The organism is Acidobacteriota bacterium, from assembly GCA_012517875.1.
Classification (GTDB): Bacteria; Acidobacteriota; JAAYUB01; order JAAYUB01; family JAAYUB01; genus JAAYUB01.
Map to the genome: position 1 here is coordinate 58981 of JAAYUB010000111.1, position 22223 is coordinate 81203.

General features: G+C 64.1%; 22 protein-coding genes and 1 tRNA gene. 3 read left to right on the plus strand and 20 right to left on the minus strand.

The annotated features are described in order from the left end of the window. The 3 genes from secD to tgt are packed head-to-tail and all read right to left on the minus strand — an operon-like array spanning position 1 to position 3131. Positions 1-1605 (minus strand): protein translocase subunit SecD, encoded by a 1605-nt coding sequence (gene secD, locus GX414_12125; GenBank protein ID NLI47843.1) that lies wholly within the window; start codon positions 1603-1605, stop codon positions 1-3. A gap of 22 nt (positions 1606-1627) precedes the next feature. Beyond that, positions 1628-1957 carry a preprotein translocase subunit YajC gene (yajC, locus tag GX414_12130; protein ID NLI47844.1) on the minus strand — a complete coding sequence of 110 codons (330 nt, stop codon included), beginning with the start codon at positions 1955-1957 and terminating at the stop codon, positions 1628-1630. 49 nt (positions 1958-2006) lie between these two features. After that, complete coding sequence (gene tgt, locus GX414_12135; protein ID NLI47845.1) at positions 2007-3131, minus strand: tRNA guanosine(34) transglycosylase Tgt; 1125 nt, start codon at positions 3129-3131, stop codon at positions 2007-2009. A gap of 178 nt (positions 3132-3309) precedes the next feature. Between tgt and GX414_12140 the strand changes: the two genes are divergently transcribed. Beyond that, a complete protein-coding gene (locus tag GX414_12140; protein ID NLI47846.1) occupies positions 3310-5085 on the plus strand; it encodes a hypothetical protein in 1776 nt (591 codons plus the stop codon). A 54-nt stretch (positions 5086-5139) separates the two neighbouring features. Continuing rightward, positions 5140-5685, plus strand: a complete 546-nt coding sequence (gene lepB / locus GX414_12145) for a signal peptidase I (GenBank protein NLI47847.1) — start codon at positions 5140-5142, stop codon at positions 5683-5685. A gap of 25 nt (positions 5686-5710) precedes the next feature. Here the strand turns inward: lepB and GX414_12150 are convergent, their stop codons facing one another. The 10 genes from GX414_12150 to gap form a co-directional block, all read right to left on the minus strand. Further along, positions 5711-6577, minus strand: coding sequence for a hypothetical protein (locus GX414_12150; GenBank protein NLI47848.1), 867 nt, complete (start codon positions 6575-6577; stop codon positions 5711-5713). Continuing rightward, positions 6574-8361, minus strand: a complete 1788-nt coding sequence (locus tag GX414_12155) for a hypothetical protein (GenBank protein ID NLI47849.1) — start codon at positions 8359-8361, stop codon at positions 6574-6576. Before GX414_12155 ends, GX414_12150 begins: the two co-directional genes overlap by 4 nt. Further along, positions 8358-9038 carry a hypothetical protein gene (locus tag GX414_12160; protein ID NLI47850.1) on the minus strand — a complete coding sequence of 227 codons (681 nt, stop codon included), beginning with the start codon at positions 9036-9038 and terminating at the stop codon, positions 8358-8360. The genes GX414_12155 and GX414_12160 overlap by 4 nt, the downstream gene beginning before the upstream one ends. 12 nt (positions 9039-9050) lie before the next feature. Then, complete coding sequence (locus GX414_12165) at positions 9051-9686, minus strand: hypothetical protein (GenBank protein ID NLI47851.1); 636 nt, start codon at positions 9684-9686, stop codon at positions 9051-9053. Between the two features lie 4 nt (positions 9687-9690). Continuing rightward, positions 9691-10296, minus strand: a complete 606-nt coding sequence (locus GX414_12170; GenBank protein ID NLI47852.1) for an RNA polymerase sigma factor — start codon at positions 10294-10296, stop codon at positions 9691-9693. Between the two features lie 160 nt (positions 10297-10456). After that, positions 10457-10543 (minus strand) — tRNA-Leu (locus GX414_12175). Positions 10544-10596: 53 nt separating this feature from the next. Then, positions 10597-11112, minus strand: a complete 516-nt coding sequence (gene secG, locus GX414_12180; protein ID NLI47853.1) for a preprotein translocase subunit SecG — start codon at positions 11110-11112, stop codon at positions 10597-10599. Positions 11113-11128: 16 nt separating this feature from the next. After that, positions 11129-11881, minus strand: coding sequence for a triose-phosphate isomerase (locus GX414_12185; protein NLI47854.1), 753 nt, complete (start codon positions 11879-11881; stop codon positions 11129-11131). Positions 11882-11951: 70 nt separating this feature from the next. Then, positions 11952-13139: a phosphoglycerate kinase gene (locus GX414_12190; GenBank protein NLI47855.1), complete on the minus strand. Its 1188-nt coding sequence runs from the start codon at positions 13137-13139 to the stop codon at positions 11952-11954. Positions 13140-13201: 62 nt separating this feature from the next. Further along, a complete protein-coding gene (gene gap, locus GX414_12195; GenBank protein ID NLI47856.1) occupies positions 13202-14197 on the minus strand; it encodes a type I glyceraldehyde-3-phosphate dehydrogenase in 996 nt (331 codons plus the stop codon). Between the two features lie 265 nt (positions 14198-14462). Here gap and GX414_12200 point away from each other — a divergent pair, with 265 nt between their 5' ends. Then, complete coding sequence (locus GX414_12200; GenBank protein NLI47857.1) at positions 14463-14684, plus strand: NifU family protein; 222 nt, start codon at positions 14463-14465, stop codon at positions 14682-14684. Here GX414_12200 and GX414_12205 read toward each other — a convergent pair. The 7 genes from GX414_12205 to GX414_12235 form a co-directional block, all read right to left on the minus strand. Further along, complete coding sequence (locus GX414_12205) at positions 14681-15508, minus strand: histidinol-phosphatase HisJ family protein (protein ID NLI47858.1); 828 nt, start codon at positions 15506-15508, stop codon at positions 14681-14683. The two genes, GX414_12200 and GX414_12205, sit on opposite strands and share 4 nt — an antisense overlap. A gap of 7 nt (positions 15509-15515) precedes the next feature. Then, on the minus strand, positions 15516-16529 hold the full coding sequence (locus tag GX414_12210; GenBank protein NLI47859.1) for a hypothetical protein: 1014 nt from the start codon (positions 16527-16529) through the stop codon (positions 15516-15518). 10 nt (positions 16530-16539) lie between these two features. Continuing rightward, complete coding sequence (locus tag GX414_12215; GenBank protein NLI47860.1) at positions 16540-18246, minus strand: bifunctional metallophosphatase/5'-nucleotidase; 1707 nt, start codon at positions 18244-18246, stop codon at positions 16540-16542. Further along, positions 18221-20071: an excinuclease ABC subunit UvrC gene (gene uvrC / locus GX414_12220; GenBank protein NLI47861.1), complete on the minus strand. Its 1851-nt coding sequence runs from the start codon at positions 20069-20071 to the stop codon at positions 18221-18223. Before uvrC ends, GX414_12215 begins: the two co-directional genes overlap by 26 nt. Positions 20072-20123: 52 nt before the next feature. Beyond that, the gene (locus GX414_12225; protein ID NLI47862.1) at positions 20124-21023 is read right to left on the minus strand and encodes a sugar kinase; all 900 of its coding nucleotides are present in this window, start codon (positions 21021-21023) and stop codon (positions 20124-20126) included. Positions 21024-21084: 61 nt separating this feature from the next. Further along, complete coding sequence (gene mtnP / locus GX414_12230) at positions 21085-21966, minus strand: S-methyl-5'-thioadenosine phosphorylase (GenBank protein ID NLI47863.1); 882 nt, start codon at positions 21964-21966, stop codon at positions 21085-21087. 25 nt (positions 21967-21991) lie between these two features. Continuing rightward, positions 21992-22223, minus strand: a 232-nt coding sequence (locus GX414_12235) for a methylmalonyl-CoA epimerase (protein ID NLI47864.1), incomplete at its 5' end; no start/stop codon positions are given.

Here is a 22223-nt window from a genome sequence, read left to right on the forward strand (position 1 = left end):
TCAAATAGAAAGTTTCTTGATCTGCACCTGCTGGAGCAGGGTGTTGAAGATGGTCCGGGAGACAAAGATCGCCGCGAACAGGTTGGCCAGCAGACCGAAGGTCAGGGTGACCGCGAAGCCGCGGATAGGGCCGGTGCCGAACTGATAGAGGAAGGCGGCGGAGATCAGGGTGGTCACGTTGGCGTCGAAGATGGTCCAGCTGGCGCGGGCGAAACCGGCGTCCACGGCGGCGGCGACGGTCTTGCCCCAGCGCAGCTCCTCGCGGATACGCTCGAAGATCAGGACGTTGGAGTCTACGGCCATGCCAATGGTCAGGATGATGCCGGCGATGCCGGGCAGCGTCAGGGTGGCGCGGAAGTAGCCCATCACCCCGAAGAGAATCAGCACGTTGACGATCAGGCACAGGACCGCGTTGAAGCCCGACAACCGGTAATAGAACACCATGAAGAGGACGATCAGCGCCAGGCCCAACAGGCCGGCGTTTACACCCTGGCGGATCGACTCAAGGCCCAACGAGGGACCGACGGTGCGTTCCTCCAGGATCACGATATCGGCCGGCAGGGCGCCGGACGGGAGCGAGAGAGCCAGCAGCTGCGACTCCCGCTCGCTGTCGATGCCCGTGATGATGCCGGAATCCGTGATCTTGGCCTCGATCCGGGGCGCTGAAATCGCCTTGTCGTCCAGAATGATGGCCAACTGGCGACCCTGGTTGGCTTCGGTGGCATCGCCGAACAGCCGCGCGCCCTCCGAGTTGAGAGTGAAACTCACCGCCGGCCGCGACAGGCCCAGCGAGCTGTCCTGGGACGCCCGGGCGTTGGTCAGATGCTTGCCGGTGATCACCGGCGCTTTCTGAACGACGATGTAGCGCTTTTCCTGCTCGCCCCGGTTCTCGCCGCTGTAGTCGCCGGTATAAAGCACGGCGGTGTGGTCGCCCGGTATCTGGCCGCCGAAGAACTGGTTGATCGCGTCCAGCGACGCGGCGTACGGCGCGGTGGGGTGGACCATGTTCAGGCTCAAGGAGGCGGTCTCCTTGAGCAGCGTCTTCACTTCCTCGGGATTCTCCACCCCGGGCAACTCGACGATGATCTGGTTCGACGTGCCGGCGGCGGTGGAGCCGAAGAGTTGGAGGGTCGGCTCGGCCACACCGTACGCGTCGATGCGGCGCTCCAGCGTGTCGCGCGAGCTCTGGACGGTGGTCTGTTCCAGATCGCGCACGGCAGCGGCGGTGAGGTTCAGGGTGAAGGACACTGCGCCCCCCTCGAACTTGGAACTGACGTCGAAGTAGTGGCCGAAGTAATCCTTCAGGTTCTTGCGCGTGGCTTCCGACTGGCCCTCGGGCACGCCGCTGAGGGTGATTTTCGTGTCTTCGGCGAGCACCTGGGTGTAGGCCGTCTTGTTTTCTTCCATCAGGCGCTTGATGCGTTCGCCGTACTGCTGGACTTCGGCGCGGATCACCTTGTCGGTCTTGACCTCAAGCACCAGGTGCATGCCGCCCTTGAGGTCGAGGCCGAAGTTGATCTTTTCCTTCGGGGGATAGAAGAGGTACGCACTGCCGGCGCAGATGATCAGAATGATGATGTAACGGACTTTAAGGCTTTTGAACATGGGGGAATACCTTGATGGGATTTCAGCTCTTTTCTTCGGGGGAGGTCGGCTGGAGGCCGGCGACGGCGCTCTTGCCCACTTCGATCTTCACGTTGTCGGCGATCTTCAGGATAATCGAATGGTCCTTGATTCCGGTGATGGTGCCGTAGATGCCGCCGGACGTGATCACGCGGTCGCCGTTCTTGAGGTTGGTGATGAGCGATTCCTGGTCTTTCTGGCGCTTGCGCATGGGCCGAAAGATCAGGAAGTAGAAAATGGCGGCGATGAGAGCCATGGGGATGAGCATGCCGAAAATCGGGTCACCCCCTTGTGCCGCCTGCAGCAGGTACAAGGAGTGCCTGGATCCAATCATGAATGCACCTCGAAATTACCTGGATTTGCTGCCGCGTCGTGACCGCAGATTACTCGGTGGCGGAATGATACCGGGCCAGGAAATTCTGTTTGAAATCCGCGAACGCGCCAAGCTCGATAGATTGCCTGATCTGCCCCATGATGTCAAGATAAAAGTACAGGTTGTGGAAGGTGTTGAGTGTGGCCGAGAGCATCTCCGATGACATGAACAGATGCCGCAGATAAGCCCGCGAATAGCGGCGGCAGACCCGGCAGCCGCACTCCGGGTCGAGCGGTCGGTCCTCCCGCGCGTGACGGGCGTTTTTGATGATGATCCGGCCGTCACGGGTGAACAGGCAGCCGTTTCGGCCGTTGCGGGTGGGCAGGACGCAGTCGAACATGTCCACCCCCAAGGCGACGGCTTCCAACAGGTCTTCCGGCGTACCCACGCCCATCAGGTAGCGCGGCCGGTCCTCCGGCAGCAGCGCGGCCGTCGCGCCGGTCACCGCGTACATCGTCTCTTTGGGTTCGCCCACGCTCAGGCCGCCGATGGCGTAACCCCGGAAACCGATCTCGGCCAGCCGGCCGGCGCATTCCGCCCGTAGGTCGGGATAGACGCTGCCCTGCACGATCCCGAACAGCAACTGGGTGTCCTCATCCGGGTGCGCGGCCCGGCTGCGCCGGGCCCACTGCAGCGTGGTCTCCATCGAGGCGCGTGCCTCCTCGCGCGTCGCGGGGTAGGGAGTGCAGTCGTCGAACGCCATGATGATGTCTGCACCCAGGGCCTGCTGGATCCCGATGCTGACTTCGGGCGTGATGACGTGGCTGCTGCCGTCGATATGGGAGCGGAAGTGGACGCCTGCCGGATCGATGCGCCGCAGTTCGCGGTGGCTGAAGACCTGATAACCGCCGCTGTCGGTGAGCAGGGCGCGCGGCCAGCCCGAGAACCGGTGCAGTCCGCCAAGGGCGCGCACGAGCTCGTGCCCCGGCCGGAGGTACAGGTGGTACATGTTGGCCAGCAAAATGCGCGCGTCGATCTCCTCGAGCCAGTCGTGAGGGATGGCCTTGACGGTGCCGGCGGTGCCCACGGGCATGAAGACCGGCGTCTCCACCACCGCGTGCGGGGTGATGAGGCGTCCCCGGCGGGCGGCGGTGTGCGGATCGCGATGAGTGACGGTGAAGTGGAACGCAGGCATGATGCGGCACCCTCAAGTTCTGAAAGGGGGGATTATAAGCGAAAGCGGACCGGAGCCAACGGGTTTTTTCCATCCCGATGCAGATGAGGCGGTTCGGCACATTTGGGGTTGAGTCGGCGACGGCGGCTATGCTATAACAGTCAATGGTTTCTGATTGAAAACCAGGACAGAGGGAATTATGAGCAAATCCTTGCGTCTGTTGGCCGCGCTGGCCGTGACGGGCTGCCTCCTGCTGGTGCTGGCCGGCTGCGACACGTTCCGCAATCTGCCGGGGATCCGCTCGGAGCAGAACCCGGAGTACAAAATTGCCGACTGCGAGCCCGGCATCCCGTCCAAACTCTTGCGGATCAGCGTTCTTCATCCGCCCTTGACCTTCAATCCGGTCCTGGCTCAGGACCGCGTCTCGATACTGGTCGCCCAACAATTCACCGCGGCCCTGTATCGGTACAACCCCATCGCCGACACCTTTGAGCCGGGTCTGGCCACCGGTTTTGACCGCGACAAGGACAGCAAGGTATTCACCATCCACCTGCGCCGCAACGTGTTCTTCAGCGACGGCACGCCGTTCACCGCCGACGACGTGATGACCACGCTCAACTACATCGGCAACACCGACATCAAATCACCCCTGCGCGCCTATCTTGAAGTCGCCGATCAGAAACTCCAATTCCAGAAACTCGATACCGAGAGCATCCGGTGCAGCAGCCCGGAACCGCTCTACGCCCTGGAACCCATCCTGGCCAAGATCGTCGTGCTCCCCCGTGCGCTTATCGAAGGCGCCGCCAGCCGCAATCGCATGGACCGTCTCTACGGCGTCGATACGCCGCCAACCGAGCTGGTCAGCATCGGCCCGTTCGTTTTGAAATCGTTCTCCCGCGAAGAAAAGAAACTCGTCCTCGGCCGCAATCCTTACTACTGGGTGGTGGACGCAGTGGGCCGCCCGCTGCCCTACCTGGACGAAGTGGTGCTCGATTTCACCGGCACCTCGGCCGACATCTCCGTCAAGTTCCGGACCGGCGAGTCCGACCTGATCGATTTCATCGACCCGGCGGACGCCGCCCGGCTGGAGAACGTGCGCGGGTTGCGCATTTTCGACACCGGTCCCAGCAGCGCCACCTACGTGGCCTGGATCAACCAGAACATGAAGACCGACCCGGCCAGCCGGGAGAACTACATCCCGGCATTCCGCCTCCAATGGTTTTTCGACGCGAAGTTCCGGCACGCCCTGAGCCTGCTGTTCGATCGCGAGAACATCATCGCCAATGTCTTTCAGCGGAAGGCGGTCACCACGGGCGGCCTGATCGCACCGGGTGACGGCCCGTGGTGGTCCGGCCTCCAGGCCGACTCGTTCTCGACGACGAACGCCCGCCAGTTACTGACCGAGAGCGGCTTCGTCATGAACACCAGCGTGACCCCCAACTCACTCTACGGGGCCAACAAGAGCCCGGTGCAGTTCACGATCACCGTCCTGACCGGCGACGCATTCGCCGAGCGGATCGGGATCCAGACGGAGCGGATCTGCGCCAGCCTGGGCATGAAAGCCACCATGGTGTCGCTCCCGTACGACCTGTTTTACCAGAAAATCCACTCCACGTATGATTACGACATGGCCGTTATGCTGCTCGAACAGCCCACCCATCCGTTCTTCCTGAAGGAACTGATGAGCTGGTCCAGCCCGGGCCATCTCTGGTACCCGGAACAGGGCGCGCCCGCCACGCCGCTCGAGAAGGACATGGCCGTCGCCCTGGCCACGATGTACGGCAGCCCGGACTGGGGGAAACGCTTCGAGGCCGCGCACCAGATCGAGCAGTACAACGCCCAGGGCCGGTACCTGATCCCCATTGCGAAACCTCACGGACTGTTCGGCGCCAAGGGCAAGGTGCAGAACCTGCGGGTCAACCACCGCTGCATGAGTCTGATGTGGAATCTGGAAGAGGTGTACGTCCAGGAGTAGGGCCCGCGTGCGGGCCTTACCCCGCAGACGGATTCGAACGACGCAAAGAGTACGATGTCTGACACTCCGCCACGGTTGTCTGAAACGACTGCCCGCCATCTTCGGGAGGGCCTGCGTGATCTGTTGCTGGCGTCGACGGTGGTGTTGTTCCTGATCATCTTCCTGGTTCAGCCGGTGCGGGTCGAGGGCACCAGCATGCAGCCCCAGCTCGATGATCAGGAACGGGTGTTTGTCAGCAAGATCACATACAGCGTGTTCGATATCCAGCGGGGCGACGTGGTGGTGTTCTATTTCCCCGGTGACCCGAAGAAATCGTTCATCAAGCGTGTGGTCGCCCTGCCGGGTGAAATGGTCCAGATCGTCGACGGGCGGGTGATGGTCAACGGCCGCATCCTGCCGGAACCGTACGTTCCGTCCACGTATTGCGACAATTCCTCGTTCGGCCCGCTGTACGTGGCCCCGGACTCATACTTCGTCCTGGGTGATCACCGGAACGTCAGCAACGACAGCCGGCACTGGGGTTGCGTACCGCGCACCTCGATTTTCGGCAAGGCCATCCTGAAATACTGGCCGCCCGACGACTTCGGGTTGATCCGCTGATGCGTCGTGGTTGTTTGAGGAGCGGTCAATCCCGAATCTTGAGGGTGGCGTTGCCCAGCCCGGGTTTCATCGACAGTTCGACGACCTGCCTGGCATCGCGATAGGCAGGATTCACGTAAGCGCCCGCGCGGCGCTCGAAGTGCTCCATCGGAATACACAGCGAATCAGGCACGTTGCCGGCTGTGAGCACGCGCACGCCGAAGTCGGCGGGCAACTCTATGTCCAGATTGCCGATGCCCACGATCAGGTGCGCCTGGGTCCGACCTGGTCGGACGCCGTCAAAGCCGAGCCAGGCGCGGCCCAGCCCGCCCTTGATGTCGATGGTTTCCGGCATCAAATTGCCCAGATCCCGCAGTTCCATCTCACCCACGCCGCAGGCGATATCCATGGAGCGGCAGACTGTCTCCTGGGGCTCATCGATGGTGACTTTCAATTTGCCCACTCCGTGGGTGAGGTTCACTCGGTCGACGTTCAAGCCGGTCAGGTCCAGATGTGTCTCGCCGGCGCCGGTATCCACCATCAGTTCCAGCGGAATATCAGGGGCCAGCGACAGGATGGAGTGAACCGTGTCGTCAGACGGCATCTTGCCCTGGAGTGTGAACACCAGACTGGCGGTGTCGCCGGAAGTGAAATCCACGCGTCGGCTCATGTTGGCAGCGTCCCAGCGCAGATCCAGGTTGTAGAGCAGGCCCGGATCGCTCCGGTCCAGCGTCAAGCGGCCGCCGGACACCCGGGCATCCAGGCGGAGCCGGTTCTCCGCACCTCGGTCTTGGCGGAAGCTCTCCTGTCGGATCACCGGGCGGTCGGCTTGCGGCCGTCCGCAGCCGATGGTCAGCAGACCGGTGGCCCACAGCAGCGTGATTGCCAGGACGCGGAGCCAGTGCGGATTCATTCGGATTTCTCAACCTCCTCGCTCGGCTTCAGCCGAATATCGCCGTAGGCGGCCTTGCACTGGACGTCGGCCTGTTCCGGTGCGCCGGAAAAATTCTTCCAGACCAGCGTGCGGTCGCCGATGGAGGGCGCGACCACAGGTGAGCCGAAACGGGAGTCGATTTTCCCGTTGTCGGCCGACAGAAAAAGCCGGTGCGATTCCGGGAACGCCGACAGGATGAGGAGAATATCCCCCCGTTCCGTGATCGCCCGGACACGGGCTTTCCCCGCGGGAGGCAGCGAGCGCAGGATGATGGTGGCGTTTTTATTCGAGCATTCGATGTCGGTCTCGGCGCCGGAGATGGAGACGTCCTTGAGCGTGTTGCTGATCGTGAGCTTGCCGGCGATCCGTTCGATTCGGCAGCGGGTTTTCTCCAAATTCAGGATCGCGGGACCGGCCGCGTCCTTGATCGTCACGGCTCCCGATGCGGCTGTGCCCGCAATGGCGCCTCCGACCTCGCTGGCTGTCAGTTTGCAGGCGCGCAATTTGAAATCGATGCCGCCCTTGATATCGGCGAGCTCGATTTCATCATCGCTGTTCTCCAGTTTCACGTTGCCGGTGACCGCCGTCAAGGTAAGGGTGGCGTTCTTGCCGGCAAGTTGAAAATCGCCGTTCAGCCGCTCGCCGGTGACCGTCACGTATCGGACCGTCAGCGCCGCCTTCCCTGTGATATCCGCCAGCTCGATCTCGCCGTTCTTGTCGTCGAGGGTCAGCGGCCCGTTCAGGTTGAAGACGCAGATATCCGTGTCCAACCCGCGGATCTCCGTCTCGCCCTCCGAATCCTCGACTGTGATCTTGTCATACCGGTTGGAGAGGCGCAGCGCACCGCGATGCCGGCGCACCTGGATCGAGCCGTTCCGCGTGGTCAGACTTGCGGGATTGCGCAAGCCGGTGGCGGTGATATCGCCGAAGCTGTTTTCGAACTCGAGCGGAACGTCCGGCGGCACAGCCAGCCGGATGCGAACCTCGACGGAGGCCGAATCGGCGTCCGGTGTCTGCAGCGACAGGCGCAGCCGCCCGGTTTCGCGCTCGCTCTTGATCCGGACGGCCTGGGCCGCTTCGGTCGCGGCCGCATCGGTGTCGGCGTACACTTTGGTGTCCAGGCGGACCTGGATGCGGTCGTCCTCGGCGGGGACCAATTCCAGGTCGCCGTTGGTATGGATCAACGAGATGGCCGTCGCCCCCTCGAGCGCGAGGGATTCCTCGGCCGTTTTCTGCACGCTTCGATGGAGCAGATCTTTGAGCCGGTATTCTCTGCCTTCGATCAGCAGGGGCGGCAGCCGGTTCAGGTCGAATTTCGCGACCTGCCCGGCGATCAGACCGGCCAACAGGACGAAGATCATGAAGACGATCTCGCCGCCGGTCAGTCGGCCGGTTCGGCCGGGGAAGAAAATGTCCACGAGCTTGCCGGCACCCACAAGGATCAGGAACACCGGCCACCAGGTGCCGAGCCAGGCGAAGAAATTGGGGACGTACCCGAGGGTCCAGATGAGCAGAAACACGCCGCAGCCGATCCAGATGAGGGGCGAGGAGAATGACGGCGCTTTCTCATCAGGTGCGTCGGGCCGATAACGGAAATAGACAACCGCTTTGTTGATGCCCACCCAGATGAACACCAGCGGACTGTACCGCCAGATCACCGACCAGATGGATGCATGGCCGACGATGTTCTCATAGATGAAACAGGCTCCGAGCAGAATCAGGAAGACGCCGATCTGGATCGAGCGCGACACGGCGCGGCTCATGATTGTTTCCCCTCCGTGGAGGCGGGCGGTTCGACCGGGGCGCGCGGAGCGGCTGCCGGCGCCGCCGCGGGGGCCGGCCCGGACTTTAGTTTTTCAATCCCCTTCCAGACCATATAGGCGCCGACGCCGATGAGCAGCAGCGGCCACAGCCGGTGGAGCCAATCGAAGTCAAACAGCTCGAAGTTCCTGAGGAGGAACAGCAGGCCCAACACCACCAGACCGACGCCGTAAAAGAGCTTGGTGCGCGGAGTGAGCATCAGGTCCGGCGTGCTGCCGTCCAGCAGGCCCGCTTTCATCCTGGAGGCCACCCGGTAGGCGTCGATGATCGTGTACACGTAAAACAGGATGCTCCCGAGCGCCCCCAGGGGGCCGAGATCGGCCGCGTCGAACAGCAGGATCAGCAGCGCCATGCCCAGAAACTGGGACAGCGCCCGGAGGTAGGTGCCGTTGTAGATCGCTCCGAGAAATGGGATCAGGGCCAGCCAGGCCGATGCCACCGGATTGATGGAACGATACTCCGGTGTCAGCGACCGCTTGTAGATTTGGACAGCCTGACTCAGGCAGTCGGGGCATAGGGGCCCGCCCTCCGTTGCGTGCTGGCAGGTCGGGCACAGCGTGCGCTGGCAAATTGCGCAGGCAGCGGTGGCGGCCTGGTCCGGATGGTAATGACAATTCATGGCCGATCTCCTCTAAGCGGTGGCGTCGAAGTCGTGAACCGCTTGCATGGATTGATTGATATTCTTCTGGCTGTCGGGGGCCGGTTTCTTTTTTTCTTCCTTGCCTTTGAAGGCATCCTTCACCTGCTGCCAGCTGGTCTGGAAGAAGTCCGCCGTCTTGTCGTAGTAATTGCCGGCGGTTTGCCAGGCATCCTGGACGCCGGAATAAAACTGCATCATGCTGCTCAGAAGCCGATTGCCGGTGTAGTCGACGACGGTGACCAGGTTGGCAGGTTGGCTGGCGCCGGCGGCGGCGTCGGGCGGGCGGAAGAACATGTTGTACGACAAGGCCGCCGCGAACAGGATGAGAACCGACGCGGCCAGGAGTTGGGGCGCCAGTTCGCGCTCAAACCGGACGAAGCCGAGCAGCCGTCGCCCGAGGCCGGCACGACCGCCGGATGTGGCGGCCAAGATCCGCTCGGCCAGCCCCGGTGGCGGCTCCACCTCTTCCAGTTGGTGCAGGCGGGAAAGGCTGTCGTTGACGCTGTCCAGGAGCATGGCGCAGAGGGGGCACTGGACGCGATGCAGCTCGAATCCGGCCAGCGTGTCGCCTTGCAGCGTGCCGTCCAGGAACTCGCTGACGTGATTTTCAAATTCGTTGCAGTTCATCGAACTACCTCTCCAACAGGGGTTCCTGTTGCCCGGACAGGAGCCTGATCTTCTTCATGTTCATGATGCGGGCCAGCTCGATCCGGCCCCGATTGATGCGGGACTTGACGGTTCCGAGGGGGATCCGGAACTGGTCGGCGATTTCCTCATAGCTCAATCCTTCGATCTCCCGGAGGAGCAGCGCGGCGCGCAGGTCGGGCGAGAGCGTCCGCAGGCAGTCGTGGACGAATTCGATCCGCTCTTTTTGCTCCAACTGCCTGGCCGGATCTGAAGCGCCGCCGGTGGGGAAATCCAGCTTCTCCAGCTCGTCGGTCCCACCCACGCGAATCCAGCCCTTCTTTTCCTTCCTCAGGTTGTCGATCAGGTGGTTGCGCGCCATGACCATCATCCAGTTCTTGAATTCACCCCGCTGTTTCTGAAAGGAGTCCAGCGACCGGTAGATCTTCATGAAAATCTCCTGGGTCATGTCCTCGGCTCGATCGAACCGGGTCGTGAAGCGGTACGCGATGTTGTAGATGAGCTTCTGGTGACGGTAGACAAGCTGTGCCCACGCATCGTGATCTCCTTGAAGGCAGCACTCGACTAAGACCTGATCCGATTGCGGTTCCAACCGGTGCTCCTTTCATGACTCCCGCTTACAAGAACGTAGGCGGGCGCCAAAAAGTTCCACTCTTGAATAGAGATTAATAATTCAATCTGAGAATCTATTGTAACCGACCACAGGGCGGCCACAAACAAAAAAGCCTTCCGTTGCCGGAAGGCTTGAAAGATGGTGCCGAAGGCGGGACTTGAACCCGCACGCCCCGTAGAGCGCCACCCCCTCAAGATGGTGTGTCTGCCAGTTCCACCACTTCGGCATCCTCAAAGATCTTTACCGGCCTGGGGCCGGAGGCGGTCAGTTTGAGAGTCGCTACTTCTTGGTCGGCTGGGATTCGGTCGCCTGTTTGTGCTTGGCCTCCTGCTCCTTGAGCAGCGCCTCGAGCTCGGCCTTGGACAGCGACTTGACCTTGAAGCCCTGGCCGGACTCGCCGCCTTGGACCGTGGCTTCAAGCGGGGTGTCGCCCGACTGGCTCGCGGCAGCCGCTGGCGCCGGGGCAGTGGGCGCAGGCTTGGCCGGGGCGGGCTTGGCTGGTGCGCTGGTGGCGGGCTTGCCCTTCTCCGGCGATTTGCGGTCCATGATCGAGGAACCGCCGCTGGCCGAACTCATCATGAATGACAGCGCCAGCGAACTGACCATGAAGACGATCGCCGCGCCGGTGGTGACCTTGCTCAATAGCGTGGCCGTGCCCCGCGGACCGAAGGCGGTCTGGGAGCCCATCATCCCGAACGCGCCGGCCAGGTCGGCGCTCTTGCCGGATTGCAGCAAGATGACCAGAATCAGGATGAAACAGCAAATCAGGTGAATCACCAAAATCAAATTGACCATCAATATCCCGCCTTCGTCAAAATTTCACGATCCGTACAAAATCGTCTGCCTTGAGGCTGGCGCCCCCGACGAGGGCGCCGTCGATGTCGGATTCGGCCATCAGGGCGCTGATGTTGTCCGGTTTGACGCTCCCGCCATATAGCAGGCGCAAACTGCCAGCCGCCTGCGGATCATACAGTTCAGTGAGAACGGAACGTATGAACGCGTGCATGGACTGGGCTTGCGCCGGGGTAGCCGTGCGGCCGGTCCCGATCGCCCAGACCGGCTCGTAGGCGAGGATCATACGGAAAACTTCCCCGGGTGTCAAGTCCTTTAAGGCCGTCCGGAGCTGGGCGCTGACCACCGGTTCGGCTTCGCCGCGTTCGCGCTGATCGAGGGTTTCGCCGACGCACAGAATGGGCGTCATCCCCTTACGCAGTGCGGTGGCGACCTTGCGGCCGATCAGGTCGTCGGTTTCCTGCAGGATGTGGCGCCGCTCGGAGTGTCCGATGATCACGTGGGTGCACCCGGCGCTCAGGAGCATAATCGGCGAGATTTCGCCGGTGAACGCTCCGGAATCGGCCGGGTAGAGGTTCTGGGCGCCCAGCAGGATCCGGCTGCCTTCCAGCGCCCGCCGGACGTCCGACAGCGCGGTGAACGGCGGCGCCACCAGGACGTCCCGGTCCGCCAGCTGGCCCACCGCGGCCGCCAGCTCCCCGGCCAGTTTGACCGCTTCCGGGTTGGTGAGATTCATTTTCCAGTTGCCGGCCAGCATCGGTTTGCGCGCCATAGCGATTCTCTCCTTTGGGCGACTGGGCTGCGCGACCGCGGGTCGGCCAGATCCGGCCCGCGTCGGATGATCAGCGGTCACTGAGCGCGGTGACGCCGGGCAGCGCGAGGCCGCCCAAAAATTCCAACGAGGCGCCGCCGCCGGTGGAGATGTGCGTGATCGCGTCGGCGACGCCGGCCTGCTGGACGGCGGACACCGAATCGCCACCGCCGATGATGCTGCAGGCCGACGACGCGGCGACCGCCTTGGCGATGGATTGCGTCCCGTTGGCGAATGGACGGATCTCGAACACGCCCATGGGCCCGTTCCAGAGCATCGTTCGGGCTTGCTGGATCTTCCGGGCATACGCCATGTAGGTCATGGGTCCGATGTCGACACCCATCCAGCCGTCGGGGATCGGGTCGCCGGGGTCCGTCGTGTTCACCCGGGCGTCTTCGGCGATCCGGTCGGCAATCACGTGATCCACGGGCAGGAGGAACTCCAAGCCCCGCTCCGCCGCCTGGAGCAGGAGACGGGCGGCCAGCTCAATCTTGTCCGGCTCGACGAGGGACTGGCCCACCGACTCGCCGCGGGCCTTGAGGAATGTGTAGGCCATGGCGCCGCCGATCAGGAGCGCGTCCACCTTGCCCATCAGGTTGGTGATCACCTCGATCTTGTCCGAGACCTTGGCGCCGCCGAGGATGGCCACAAACGGCCGTTCCGGCTCACTCAGCGCTTTGCCCAGGTAATACAATTCCCGCTCCATCAGCAGGCCGGCCGCCCGTTCCTTGAAGAACCGGGTCATGCCCTCCGTGGAGGCATGCGCGCGGTGGGCCGTGCCGAACGCGTCGTTGACGTATACGTCCGCCAGGCCGGCCAGTTGTTCGGCGAAGCCGGGGTTGTTCTGCTCCTCCTCCTTGTGGAAGCGGAGGTTTTCCAGCAGCAGCACATCGCCGGGCTGCAGGGCCTGGACGGCCGAGCGGGCCGGTTCGCCCACGCAGTCCGTTGCGAAGCCGACCTTGCGCCCGAGGAGGCCGGCCAACTCGGCGGCGACGGGCTCCAGACTGAACTCGGGGCTCGGCCCGCCCTTGGGCCGACCCAGGTGGGAGGCAAGGATGACCGCAGCACCACCGTCGAGCAGGTGACGGATGGTGGGGAGGGCGGCGGTGATCCGGGTCTTGTCCTTGATCTTGCCGTCCTTGATGGGGACATTGAAATCCACCCGGACGAATACGCGACGGCCCCTGACGTCGATGTCCTTCACCGAGAGCTTGTTCATGTGTCCTCCGAAAAGAACGGCCCGGGACAAGAGCCCGGGCCTGATGCGTTGCGGCGGTGAGCCTATTTCAGCACGAACTTGATCAGATCGGCGACCCGGCAGGAGTAGCCCCACTCGTTGTCGTACCAGGCCAGCACCTTGACCATGTTGCCCATGACGGCGGTGTAGTTGGCGTCGAACATGGAGCTGTGGGTGTTGCCGATGAAGTCGGACGACACCAGCGGTTCGGTGACATACTCCAGGTAACCGTGGAGCGGGCCTTCGGCAGCCGCTTTCATGACCGCGTTGACCTCCTCCTTGGTGGGCACTTTCTCCACCGTCCCGACGAAGTCCACGACGGACACATTCGGGGTGGGGACGCGCAGCGAGATGCCGTCGAATTTGCCCTTCAGATCCGGGATCACCAGACCGATGGCCTTGGCTGCGCCGGTGGTAGTGGGGATGATGTTGAGCGCGGCGGCGCGGGCGCGGCGGAGATCCTTGTGGGGCAGATCCAGCACGCGCTGATCATTCGTGTACGAGTGGATCGTAGTCATCAACCCGTGCACCAGCTTGAAATTGTCATGGAGCACCTTCGCCACCGGGGCCAGGCAGTTGGTGGTGCAGGAGGCGTTCGAGACGATGTGATGCTTGGTCTTGTCGTAGGCGGCGTCGTTGACACCGAGCACGACGGTGAGGTCCGGATCGGTGGCCGGCGCCGAGATGATCACCTTCTTGACCGTGTCGCGCAGGTGCTTGGCGGCGTCGGGCCGCTTGGTGAACAGGCCAGTGGACTCCACCACGACGTCGACTCCCTGATCCGCCCACGGGATGGCCGCGGGATCCTTGACGGCATACGCCTTGACGGTTTTGCCGTTGACAACGATGCCGTCGGCGGCGACGGAAACAGCGGCGGGGAATGTGCGCATCACCGAATCGTACTTGAGCAGGTGAGCCAGTGTCACCGCGTCCGTCACGTCGTTGATGGCCACGATCTCGATCGCCGGATCCTGGCTGACGATCCGGAAGAGCTGTCGCCCGATCCGACCGAAACCGTTGATCCCCACTTTGATAGCCATGGCAACCTCCTTGAAATTTGTCAGAAAGTCTTGGGGAGTGATGAAAATTGTCTGACATCCGGACAATACAACACTGGTGTCATTATTTCAAGCGGATTTACCTGCCAGCCGGGCGCGCGGGCACTCATCGGACAGGCCGCTTGGCGCGGGCAGGCGGAGTCGAAAAAATCCGGTTTCGCGTTGCGGCAATCTAATGCATCGGCTAGAATGACCGGACGGTCTGCACCGGACGGTTGATCTTGGAGCAAGGAGCGCAGTGATGGAGTTGAAAGAACGAGTGGATGCAGCGTTGCAGAAGACGCGCGCGTTTTTACAGGCCGACGGCGGCGACGTGGAGCTGGTGGACGTCCTGCCCGACGGTGTCGTCCAGGTGCGACTCAAGGGCGCCTGCGGCGGCTGCCCCATGGCCACACTAACCCTCAAGCGCGGCATCGAACGGATCCTCAAAGAGGAAGTTCCCGAAGTCAAGTCCGTGGAATCGGTCTAACGGCCGTCCTCCAGCTTGGGCAGAATCTCCGCCAGCGCCCGGTCGAAATCGGTGCCCGGACGGTCCGGAGCGTGGCTGTCGGATGCGAAGACCAGGTTCAAGCCCATCCGAATCGCCTCGGACAGGGTGCCCGGCGCCGGGTACAGCTGTCCCGTGTAGACGTAGCCCGCCGTATTGATCTCCAGCGCCGCCCCTGCCTGTCGCATGGCGGCCAACACCCGCCGGATAGCCGCGCGGACCGCCGGCTCGTCCGACACGTCCGGCAGGTTGCGGCGGGGCACGTCCAGGTGGCAGATCATGAAGGGGCGGAATACCGGGATGTGGCGCGCCAGTACGTCGTAGTACTCCAGCGCCAGGGCCACGGGGTCCCGCGCCTGCAGCAGCCGAAGGTTGGGGTCCTTGGCCGAGCTGATGTTCAGATGGATGTTCGCCGTTTCGTCCCAGACAAAATGGTAGGACAGGGCGACGCGGTCCCAAGGATGTCGCTCCGCCACCTCCGTCAGCTCCCGAACCGCCGCCGGGTTCACGCCCAACTCGATGCCTGCCGAGACCACGATCTGCCGGGCGTACTGTCGCTTGAGCATGATTGCCTCGTTCCAGTAGACATCCACCTCGACGTCGTCCAGCCAGGTCCGGCGGCTGTACTGAATCCCGCGCTCCACATGTTCCAGAAAACCGATCTCCTCGAGGCCCCGGTCGATGGCCGAGCGGACATAATCCTCCATTTCACCGACGGCGTGACGGCAATACTTCGTGTGACAGTGCAGATCGCGGCGCGCGCGGCGGCGCAGTTCATCCGGGGTAAGTGGGGTGTGGCGGATCATGGTGCTCCTACAGTTCGAAAAATCGACGCGCCGGTTCGCGCCGGAGGAACAAGCGGGCTTCCTCCTGGCCCTGATCGAACGTCCGCATGGTTGCCGCCGGGTCCCGGGTGACCGTCGAGTTGCGGATCCGGCGAGCCGGGTGTGCCACCAGCAGCCTCCCGGCCGCGGCCTCGCGGCGGACCCACTCGGAATCGTTCCACGCCTCGAGCCGCAACGCCGTTTTCCACATGATGCCCTCCGGATTGTTCGCAACCACCAGCGTGCGATTCGTCCGGACCAGTCGGTCCAGAGCGTCACCGCCGGGATGCTGGGCGAACGCCAGCGGCGTCTTGAAGGTGATGCCGCCGTCGATGAGCCGGGCTCCGTCGAGAGAGACGGGCTGGCCCATAACGAGAGGCAGCAGGCAGGAAGCCATCAGCGCCTCCCGCACGTTGACCGGGGTGAGCCGTCGCAGCCAGGGGCAGCCGGCGGCGGCAGCCGTCAGCTCCGGGTCCTCCGGCCACCGGCCGTACACCACGGGTTCGAAGCGGAGTCCGCACGGCCGGTATTTGTGCCGCCACTCCCGTGTGGCCATCATCAGGAACATGCGGATGAGGTCGCCCCGACGCGGGGCGGTTTCCGGCACCACCCGCGAGGTCACGATAAACAGGCGGCGGGGATTGCGGGGATCGAACAACGCGGCTTCAGTCGGCGGATCCAGGGTGAACGCGATGGACTGCTTCACGCTGCGGCGGAACGAGAACAGACCGAAGAACCCTCGTTCATCCGGGCCGATCGGGACGTCCACCGGGATTGAGTCCGACCAGTTGGACCAGCTTCGGTACAGGACCTCCGGGTCGCCGGTGGCCAGGTCCATCGACGTGAACGCCCCGATGGAACTCCCCGTCAGCACTGTCGGGCTGATGCCGGTCTCACCGAGATCCTTGGCCAGCCGGTAGCCGAAACCGCCCGACCAGGCGCCGCGGCCGGAGCCGCCGGTGTCGAAGATCCAGCGATAGCTGAGCGCGCCCGCCGATGCCATGGCCGGCCGATCAGCGGGAGTCGGACGCGGGCGCAGTCGTCCGGCGGGAAGCCAGCCGGAGTTCCACCGGCACCGCCAGATGCCAGTTGTGGTCGCACTCCGGAGCCAGACGGCCTTTCCGGCGGATGTGCTGGATGATCAGCGTCCGAATGTCGGTGGAGTCGAACGCGATTCGGCGTCCCCGCCGGAACATGTCGTAGTGTCCGCCACCCACCGCCTGGTAGTTGGACACCGCCACCGTGAACTCGGCGGCGGGATCGATTGGCCGGTTCTGGTAATACAGATAGCGCAGCCGCTCGCCCGCCGGCCGGGTGGGGTCGATGGCGTAGTCAGCGCCGGACAGGGTGTCGAAGTTGTATATCCGGAAATTGGGCGCCTGTCCCAACCGCAGGAGCTGCTGGCCGGGATCCCATTCCGCCTGGTCGTACACACCGGCGGCGTGCTCCAGGGCGGCGGCGACGTCCTTGCCCGACAGGCCGAGGGTGACCGTGGTGTTTTCGTACACGTAAAGGGCGTAAATGTCCCGGACCTTGATGTCGCCCCGCCGGATCGTCAGCGGACGGCCCGGCAGATAGGCGGCCATGCTCATCTGGGCGCCCGTGTGCACGCGCATCACCGTGTGGACCAGGTCCAGCAGCGGATTGTCGCGGACGTAGACGCCCTCGGCCGAGAGATCGTCCTCGGCGGTGCCGATGGTTTCGTCCAGCCAGCGCAGCGTGGCCGCGTGAGCCGGCTCCACCAGCGCGGCCACCGCGGGGTCTTCCGGGCCCTTCATGGGCACGTTCCGTCCGGTCTTTTCGGCCAGCGTCCACCGCTTGCCCTGTTTGCGGAACACCAGGTCGATGTGTACGAGATGCTCCGCCCAGCGGTGGCCCTGGGCCGTGAGCACGCCGTTGACCAGGCGCGGCGGGATGTTCTCATGAGCGTGGCCGGTGAGCAGGACGTCGACACCGGGCACCTGCTGCAGGATGGCCCAGGCGGCGTTCTCGTATCCGGAGCCGTTCGGCTGCCCGGTTTCCAGGTCGGCCTCGTAGCCCTCGTGGGTGTTCACGATGATCGCGTCCACACGTTCCTGGTCACGGAGGATTTTCACCCACCGGACGGCTTCCTGGAGCGTCTCGCGGAACTCGAGCCCCTCATAGTTGGCCGGCGTTTCCCAGTTGGGGATGTTGCGGGTGGTCAGGCCCAGCACGCCGATGCGCACGGGGCCGTACTGGCGGACGATGTACGGCTCGAAGAACGGCTGGTCCGGACGGTCGGTCCGGTAGGTGTTTGCCGACAGGAAGGGGAAGCGGGCCTCACGGCGACAGCGCTGCAGCACGTCCAGACCGAAATTGAACTCATGGTTGCCCACCGTCATGGCGTCGTAGTTCATCGCGTTCATCGCCTGGATGACGGGATTGGGTTCGTCCGACTTCACCTCCGCGTAGTAGTACGCCAGGGGACTGCCCTGGATGGAGTCGCCGTTGTCGATGAGCAAAAGGTGAGGGTTGTCCTGACGGGCCGCGCGAACGTGGGCAGCGACCCGCACAAGACCGAGGTCCGCCGGAGCCCCGCGGTAATAATCCCACGCGGCCAGTCGGCCGTGAATGTCCGTCGTCTGGATGACGGTGACCCGGACCTGGTCCGCGGGCTTCTTGACGGCGGCGCCGGGGGGCGCCGGTGCCGCCACGGCGAGCAGCAGGATCAGGCTAATGATCGGCAGCGTTTTGATCATGTGTGTGCACCTCGTCAGGATGGAGCGCCTGGTAGACTTTGGCCGCGGTCCGGCCGCCCAGCGCCGCGGCCAGATCCGCCTCGCTGGCGGCCGAGACGCGCCGCCAGGATCCGAACTGTTTCAGCAGCGTTTGCTTGCGGCGGGGACCCACGCCGGGAATGTCGTCGAGAGGCGAGGCGAACAAAGCCCCGGCGCGGCGGCGACGGTGGTAGGTTACGGCGAAGCGGTGCGCCTCGTCGCGAACCTGCTGGAGGAGTTTGAGGGCCGGCGAGGTCCGGGGGAGCCGGATCGGCTCCTTCCGGCCCGGCAGGTAGACCTCTTCGCGCTGTTTGGCCAGCCCCGCCACCGGCACCCGGATAGCCGGATCCAGCGCGGCCAGGCCGTCCAGGGCGGCGGCGACCTGGCCCTCGCCGCCGTCCACCAGGATCAGGCCGGGCAGCTCCCGGTGCTCGTCCAGCAATCGCCGGAAACGCCGGTAAACAACTTCCCGCATGGCGGCCAGATCGTCCGGCCGGCCGCCGGCTGTGCGGATTCGGAAACGGCGGTACTGCGCGGGCACCATCTGCCCCTCGACCATGGCCACCATCACGCCCACCGACTCGCGGCCCTGGGTGGTGGACATGTCGAAGCCTTCAATCCGCCCCGGCGGTTCCGGCAGATCGAGGGCAGCCTGGAGGAGGCGAAGGCTGTCCGGCTGTTGGTCCACGGCCGGGAAGCGGAGGAAGAAGGCGTGGCGCGCGTTGAGCTCCGCGAGCTCAAGCAGGCGCAGCCACCGTCCGCGCCGCGGATGGGCGATCACCACCCGCCGACCGCGTCGCTCCGCGAGCCACTGGGTGAGCAGGTCCGGTTCCGCCACCGCGGTGGGCACGAACACCCGGGGCGGGATTCGTAGCTCTCGGTAGTAGAACTGGCGGAGGAATTCGGCATAAAACTCGTCCCCGTTCCAGTGCGGCAGATCCTCCCAGAAGTACTGCCGCCGGTCCACCACCTTGGTGCCGCGCATGTGGAACACCTGCACCGAGAGCCGGCCGTCCCGGTAGTAGCCGCCGAATACGTCCGCATCGTCATTGATGCCGAGCACGGACTGCTGTTCGTCGGCGAGCGCCTGGACTGCCTGGATCCGGTCCCGCAGCCGCGCGGCATCCTCGAACCTCAGTTCGGCGGCCGCCTGGTTCATGTCGGCTTCGAGGCGCCGCCGCAGATCGCGGTCGCGGCCTTCCAGGAACAGAATCGCCGCGTCCACCGCCGCCCAGTACTGCTCGCGGCTGCACAGGGCGGTCACGCACGGGCCCAGGCATCGCGCGATGTGGTAGTCCAGGCAGCAGGGCCGGGTCGCGGACCCGTCGATCTCCTTGCGGCAGTGGCGGATGCCGAACGTGCGCCGGACCGTGTCGATGAGCAGCCGCGCCCGGGAGGCGGGGATGTAGGGGCCGAAATAGCGCGAGCCGTCACGGATCGGCCGGCGGGTCAGGCTGATCTGGGGGAAGGGGGCCTTGAGCGTGATCCGGATGAAGGGGAACGACTTGTCGTCTTTCAGGTAAAAATTGTAGCGGGGCTGGTGCTCGTGCACCAGGTTGCTCTCGAGGATGAACGCTTCGTATTCGCTGCCGGTGACGATGTACTCGACATCGCGGAGTTCCGCCACCAGCCGGGCGGTCTTGGGATCGCGGTCACGGGCTTCCTGGAAGTACGACCGCACCCGGTGCCGGAGGTCGCGGGCCTTGCCGATGTAGATGACCGCACCCCGGGCGTCCCGGTACAGGTAGACGCCCGGTGCGTTGGGCAGGGTAGCCAGCTTCTGGTTGAGGGCGGCGCGCCATTCCATGAAACACGTTCTCCGCCCGTTTAGATTACCGGTAACGGGCGGAATTTTCAAATCAAACGCCGATCACCTGGCGGAAGCGCTCCAGGCGCGCCTGAATGTCGGGGAAGGTCAACTCGCGGAGCCGGTCGACCGAGAACGCCTCGATGTCGAACGAAGCCATCACCGAGCCGTACAGCACCGCGGTCCGGATCGCGGCCATGTCATTCCGGTCCGCGCTGGCCAGGTAGCCCATGAATCCGCCCGCGAAGCAATCGCCGGCGCCGGTGGGGTCCATCACCGCCTCCATCGGATAAGCCGGGGCCACGAACAGCTCCCCGGCGTGACTCACCAGGCTGCCATACTCACCGCGCTTCACCACGATGGTCCGCGGACCGAGGGCGGCGATCCGCCGGACCGCCGTAACCAGATGATATTCGCCGGTGAGCATGCGCGCCTCACCTTCATTGAGCAGCAGGATGTGTACCCGGGACAGGACACGGGCCAGCGCATCGGGTTTGTTCTGGATCCAGTAGTTCATCGAGTCCAGAGCGACCAGGGGATCTCCCTCCATCTGGTCGAGGACGTGGTGCTGCAGGTCTGGATCGATGTTGCCGAGAAACAGGTGCCGGACTCGCCGATGGTCCGGATGGACCTCGGGCTTGAACTCGGCGAAGACGTTCAGCTCGGTGGCCAGCGTGTGCGCCTCGTTCAGGTCGCGGTTGTATTCGCCCGCCCAGAAGAACGACTTGCCGCGGCGGCGCTGGATCTGGCGGATATCGATCCCGTGGTCCAGGAAGATCCGCAGATGCTCGTCGGTGAAATCCTCGCCGATCACCGCGACGACGGCGACGTCGGTAAAAAAGCTGGCCACCAGACTGAAGTAGGTGGCGGAGCCCCCCACCACCCGCTCCGCCCGGCCGAAGGGAGTCGTGATACTGTCGAACGCTACGGATCCGATGGCGAGCAGGGACATGGGGGTCCTCCGATGAGACTTCCGGGTTTGCGGCGAGGGTGACGGACGACGGTGCCGGCGGTCACTCCGACTTGGATTTTTCCGGCAGGTAGTGGCCGATGATCAGGGCCAGCTTCTCCCGGGTGGATTGCGGGATGCTGTCGGGCTGCGTGATCAGCGCGTCTTTGAGCGCGTGGTGGCAGGTGCAGTCGCGGTCTTCGGGCAGCAGCTTCACCGTCTCTTTCAGGATCCGCTGGGCGTTCTCGTTGTTCCGGCTCAGGTTCTCGATGATCATGTCCACCGTAACCGGCGCTTCGGACTGATGCCAGCAGTCGTAATCGGTGACCAGGGCGACGGTCGCGTAGCAGATCTCCGCCTCGCGGAACAACTTGGCCTCCGTGGCGTTGGTCATGCCGATGATGTCGAGCCCCCAGCTGCGGTAGAGCTGGCTCTCGGCCCGGGTGGAAAATGCGGGTCCTTCCATGCAGAGGTAGGTCCCCCGGACCTTCACCGCGATCTCGGCATTCTGCGCGCCCTGGGCGAGGCTGTTGACCAGGTGGCGGCACAGGGGGTCGCCGAACGCGATGTGTCCGACGACGCCGTCGCCGAAAAATGTGGCGGCGCGCCGGAAGGTGCGGTCGATGAACTGGTCGGGCAGGATGATGTCCAGCGGCTGGTGTTCCTCTTTCAGCGAGCCGACCGCCGAGATGGAGATCACCTGGCGCACGCCCAGTTTCTTGAAGCCGAACACGTTGGCCCGGTAGTTGATCTCGGAGGGCAGAAACCGGTGGCCGCGGCCGTGGCGCGGGAGGAACGCCACCCGCCGCTTGGCCAGCGTGCCGACGATGAAATTGTCGCTGGGGGGGCCGAACGGCGTCTCGACTTTGATCTCCTCCACGTCGGAGAGATCCTTCATTTTGTACAAGCCGCTGCCGCCGATGATGCCGATGGTGATGGGAAGCATGCCGTGTCTCCTGCTTGGACGGGGTTCAGCGGGGGAGGGGGGCCTGGCTGAGTTCCAGGAGGATACCGGAGGTAGCCGCCGGGTGGACGAAGGCGATCCGCTTGCCGCCGGCGCCGACGACCGGGGTTTCATTGATCAGCCGGGCTCCGCGGGCCTTGAGTTCCGCCAGGACGCGGTCAATATCCTCCACGCCGATCGCGATGTGATGGATGCCCTGCCCCTTCTTCTCCAGGAACTTGGCGATGGGTGATTCGGGC

Coding starts and splice junctions, on each gene's coding strand:
- secD (NLI47843.1), bottom strand. CDS start 1,605: ATGTTCAAAAGCCTTAAAGTCCGTTACATCATCATTCTGATCATCTGC.
- GX414_12165 (NLI47851.1), bottom strand. CDS start 9,686: ATGAACTGCAACGAATTTGAAAATCACGTCAGCGAGTTCCTGGACGGC.
- uvrC (NLI47861.1), bottom strand. CDS start 20,071: ATGGAATGGCGCGCCGCCCTCAACCAGAAGCTGGCTACCCTGCCCAAC.
- yajC (NLI47844.1), bottom strand. CDS start 1,957: ATGATTGGATCCAGGCACTCCTTGTACCTGCTGCAGGCGGCACAAGGG.
- GX414_12160 (NLI47850.1), bottom strand. CDS start 9,038: ATGAATTGTCATTACCATCCGGACCAGGCCGCCACCGCTGCCTGCGCA.
- GX414_12210 (NLI47859.1), bottom strand. CDS start 16,529: ATGGCATCGGCGGGCGCGCTCAGCTATCGCTGGATCTTCGACACCGGC.
- lepB (NLI47847.1), top strand. CDS start 5,140: ATGTCTGACACTCCGCCACGGTTGTCTGAAACGACTGCCCGCCATCTT.
- GX414_12155 (NLI47849.1), bottom strand. CDS start 8,361: ATGAGCCGCGCCGTGTCGCGCTCGATCCAGATCGGCGTCTTCCTGATT.
- GX414_12150 (NLI47848.1), bottom strand. CDS start 6,577: ATGAATCCGCACTGGCTCCGCGTCCTGGCAATCACGCTGCTGTGGGCC.
- tgt (NLI47845.1), bottom strand. CDS start 3,131: ATGCCTGCGTTCCACTTCACCGTCACTCATCGCGATCCGCACACCGCC.
- gap (NLI47856.1), bottom strand. CDS start 14,197: ATGGCTATCAAAGTGGGGATCAACGGTTTCGGTCGGATCGGGCGACAG.
- GX414_12140 (NLI47846.1), top strand. CDS start 3,310: ATGAGCAAATCCTTGCGTCTGTTGGCCGCGCTGGCCGTGACGGGCTGC.
- GX414_12190 (NLI47855.1), bottom strand. CDS start 13,139: ATGAACAAGCTCTCGGTGAAGGACATCGACGTCAGGGGCCGTCGCGTA.
- GX414_12205 (NLI47858.1), bottom strand. CDS start 15,508: ATGATCCGCCACACCCCACTTACCCCGGATGAACTGCGCCGCCGCGCG.
- GX414_12225 (NLI47862.1), bottom strand. CDS start 21,023: ATGTCCCTGCTCGCCATCGGATCCGTAGCGTTCGACAGTATCACGACT.
- GX414_12215 (NLI47860.1), bottom strand. CDS start 18,246: ATGATCAAAACGCTGCCGATCATTAGCCTGATCCTGCTGCTCGCCGTG.
- secG (NLI47853.1), bottom strand. CDS start 11,112: ATGGTCAATTTGATTTTGGTGATTCACCTGATTTGCTGTTTCATCCTG.
- mtnP (NLI47863.1), bottom strand. CDS start 21,966: ATGCTTCCCATCACCATCGGCATCATCGGCGGCAGCGGCTTGTACAAA.
- GX414_12185 (NLI47854.1), bottom strand. CDS start 11,881: ATGGCGCGCAAACCGATGCTGGCCGGCAACTGGAAAATGAATCTCACC.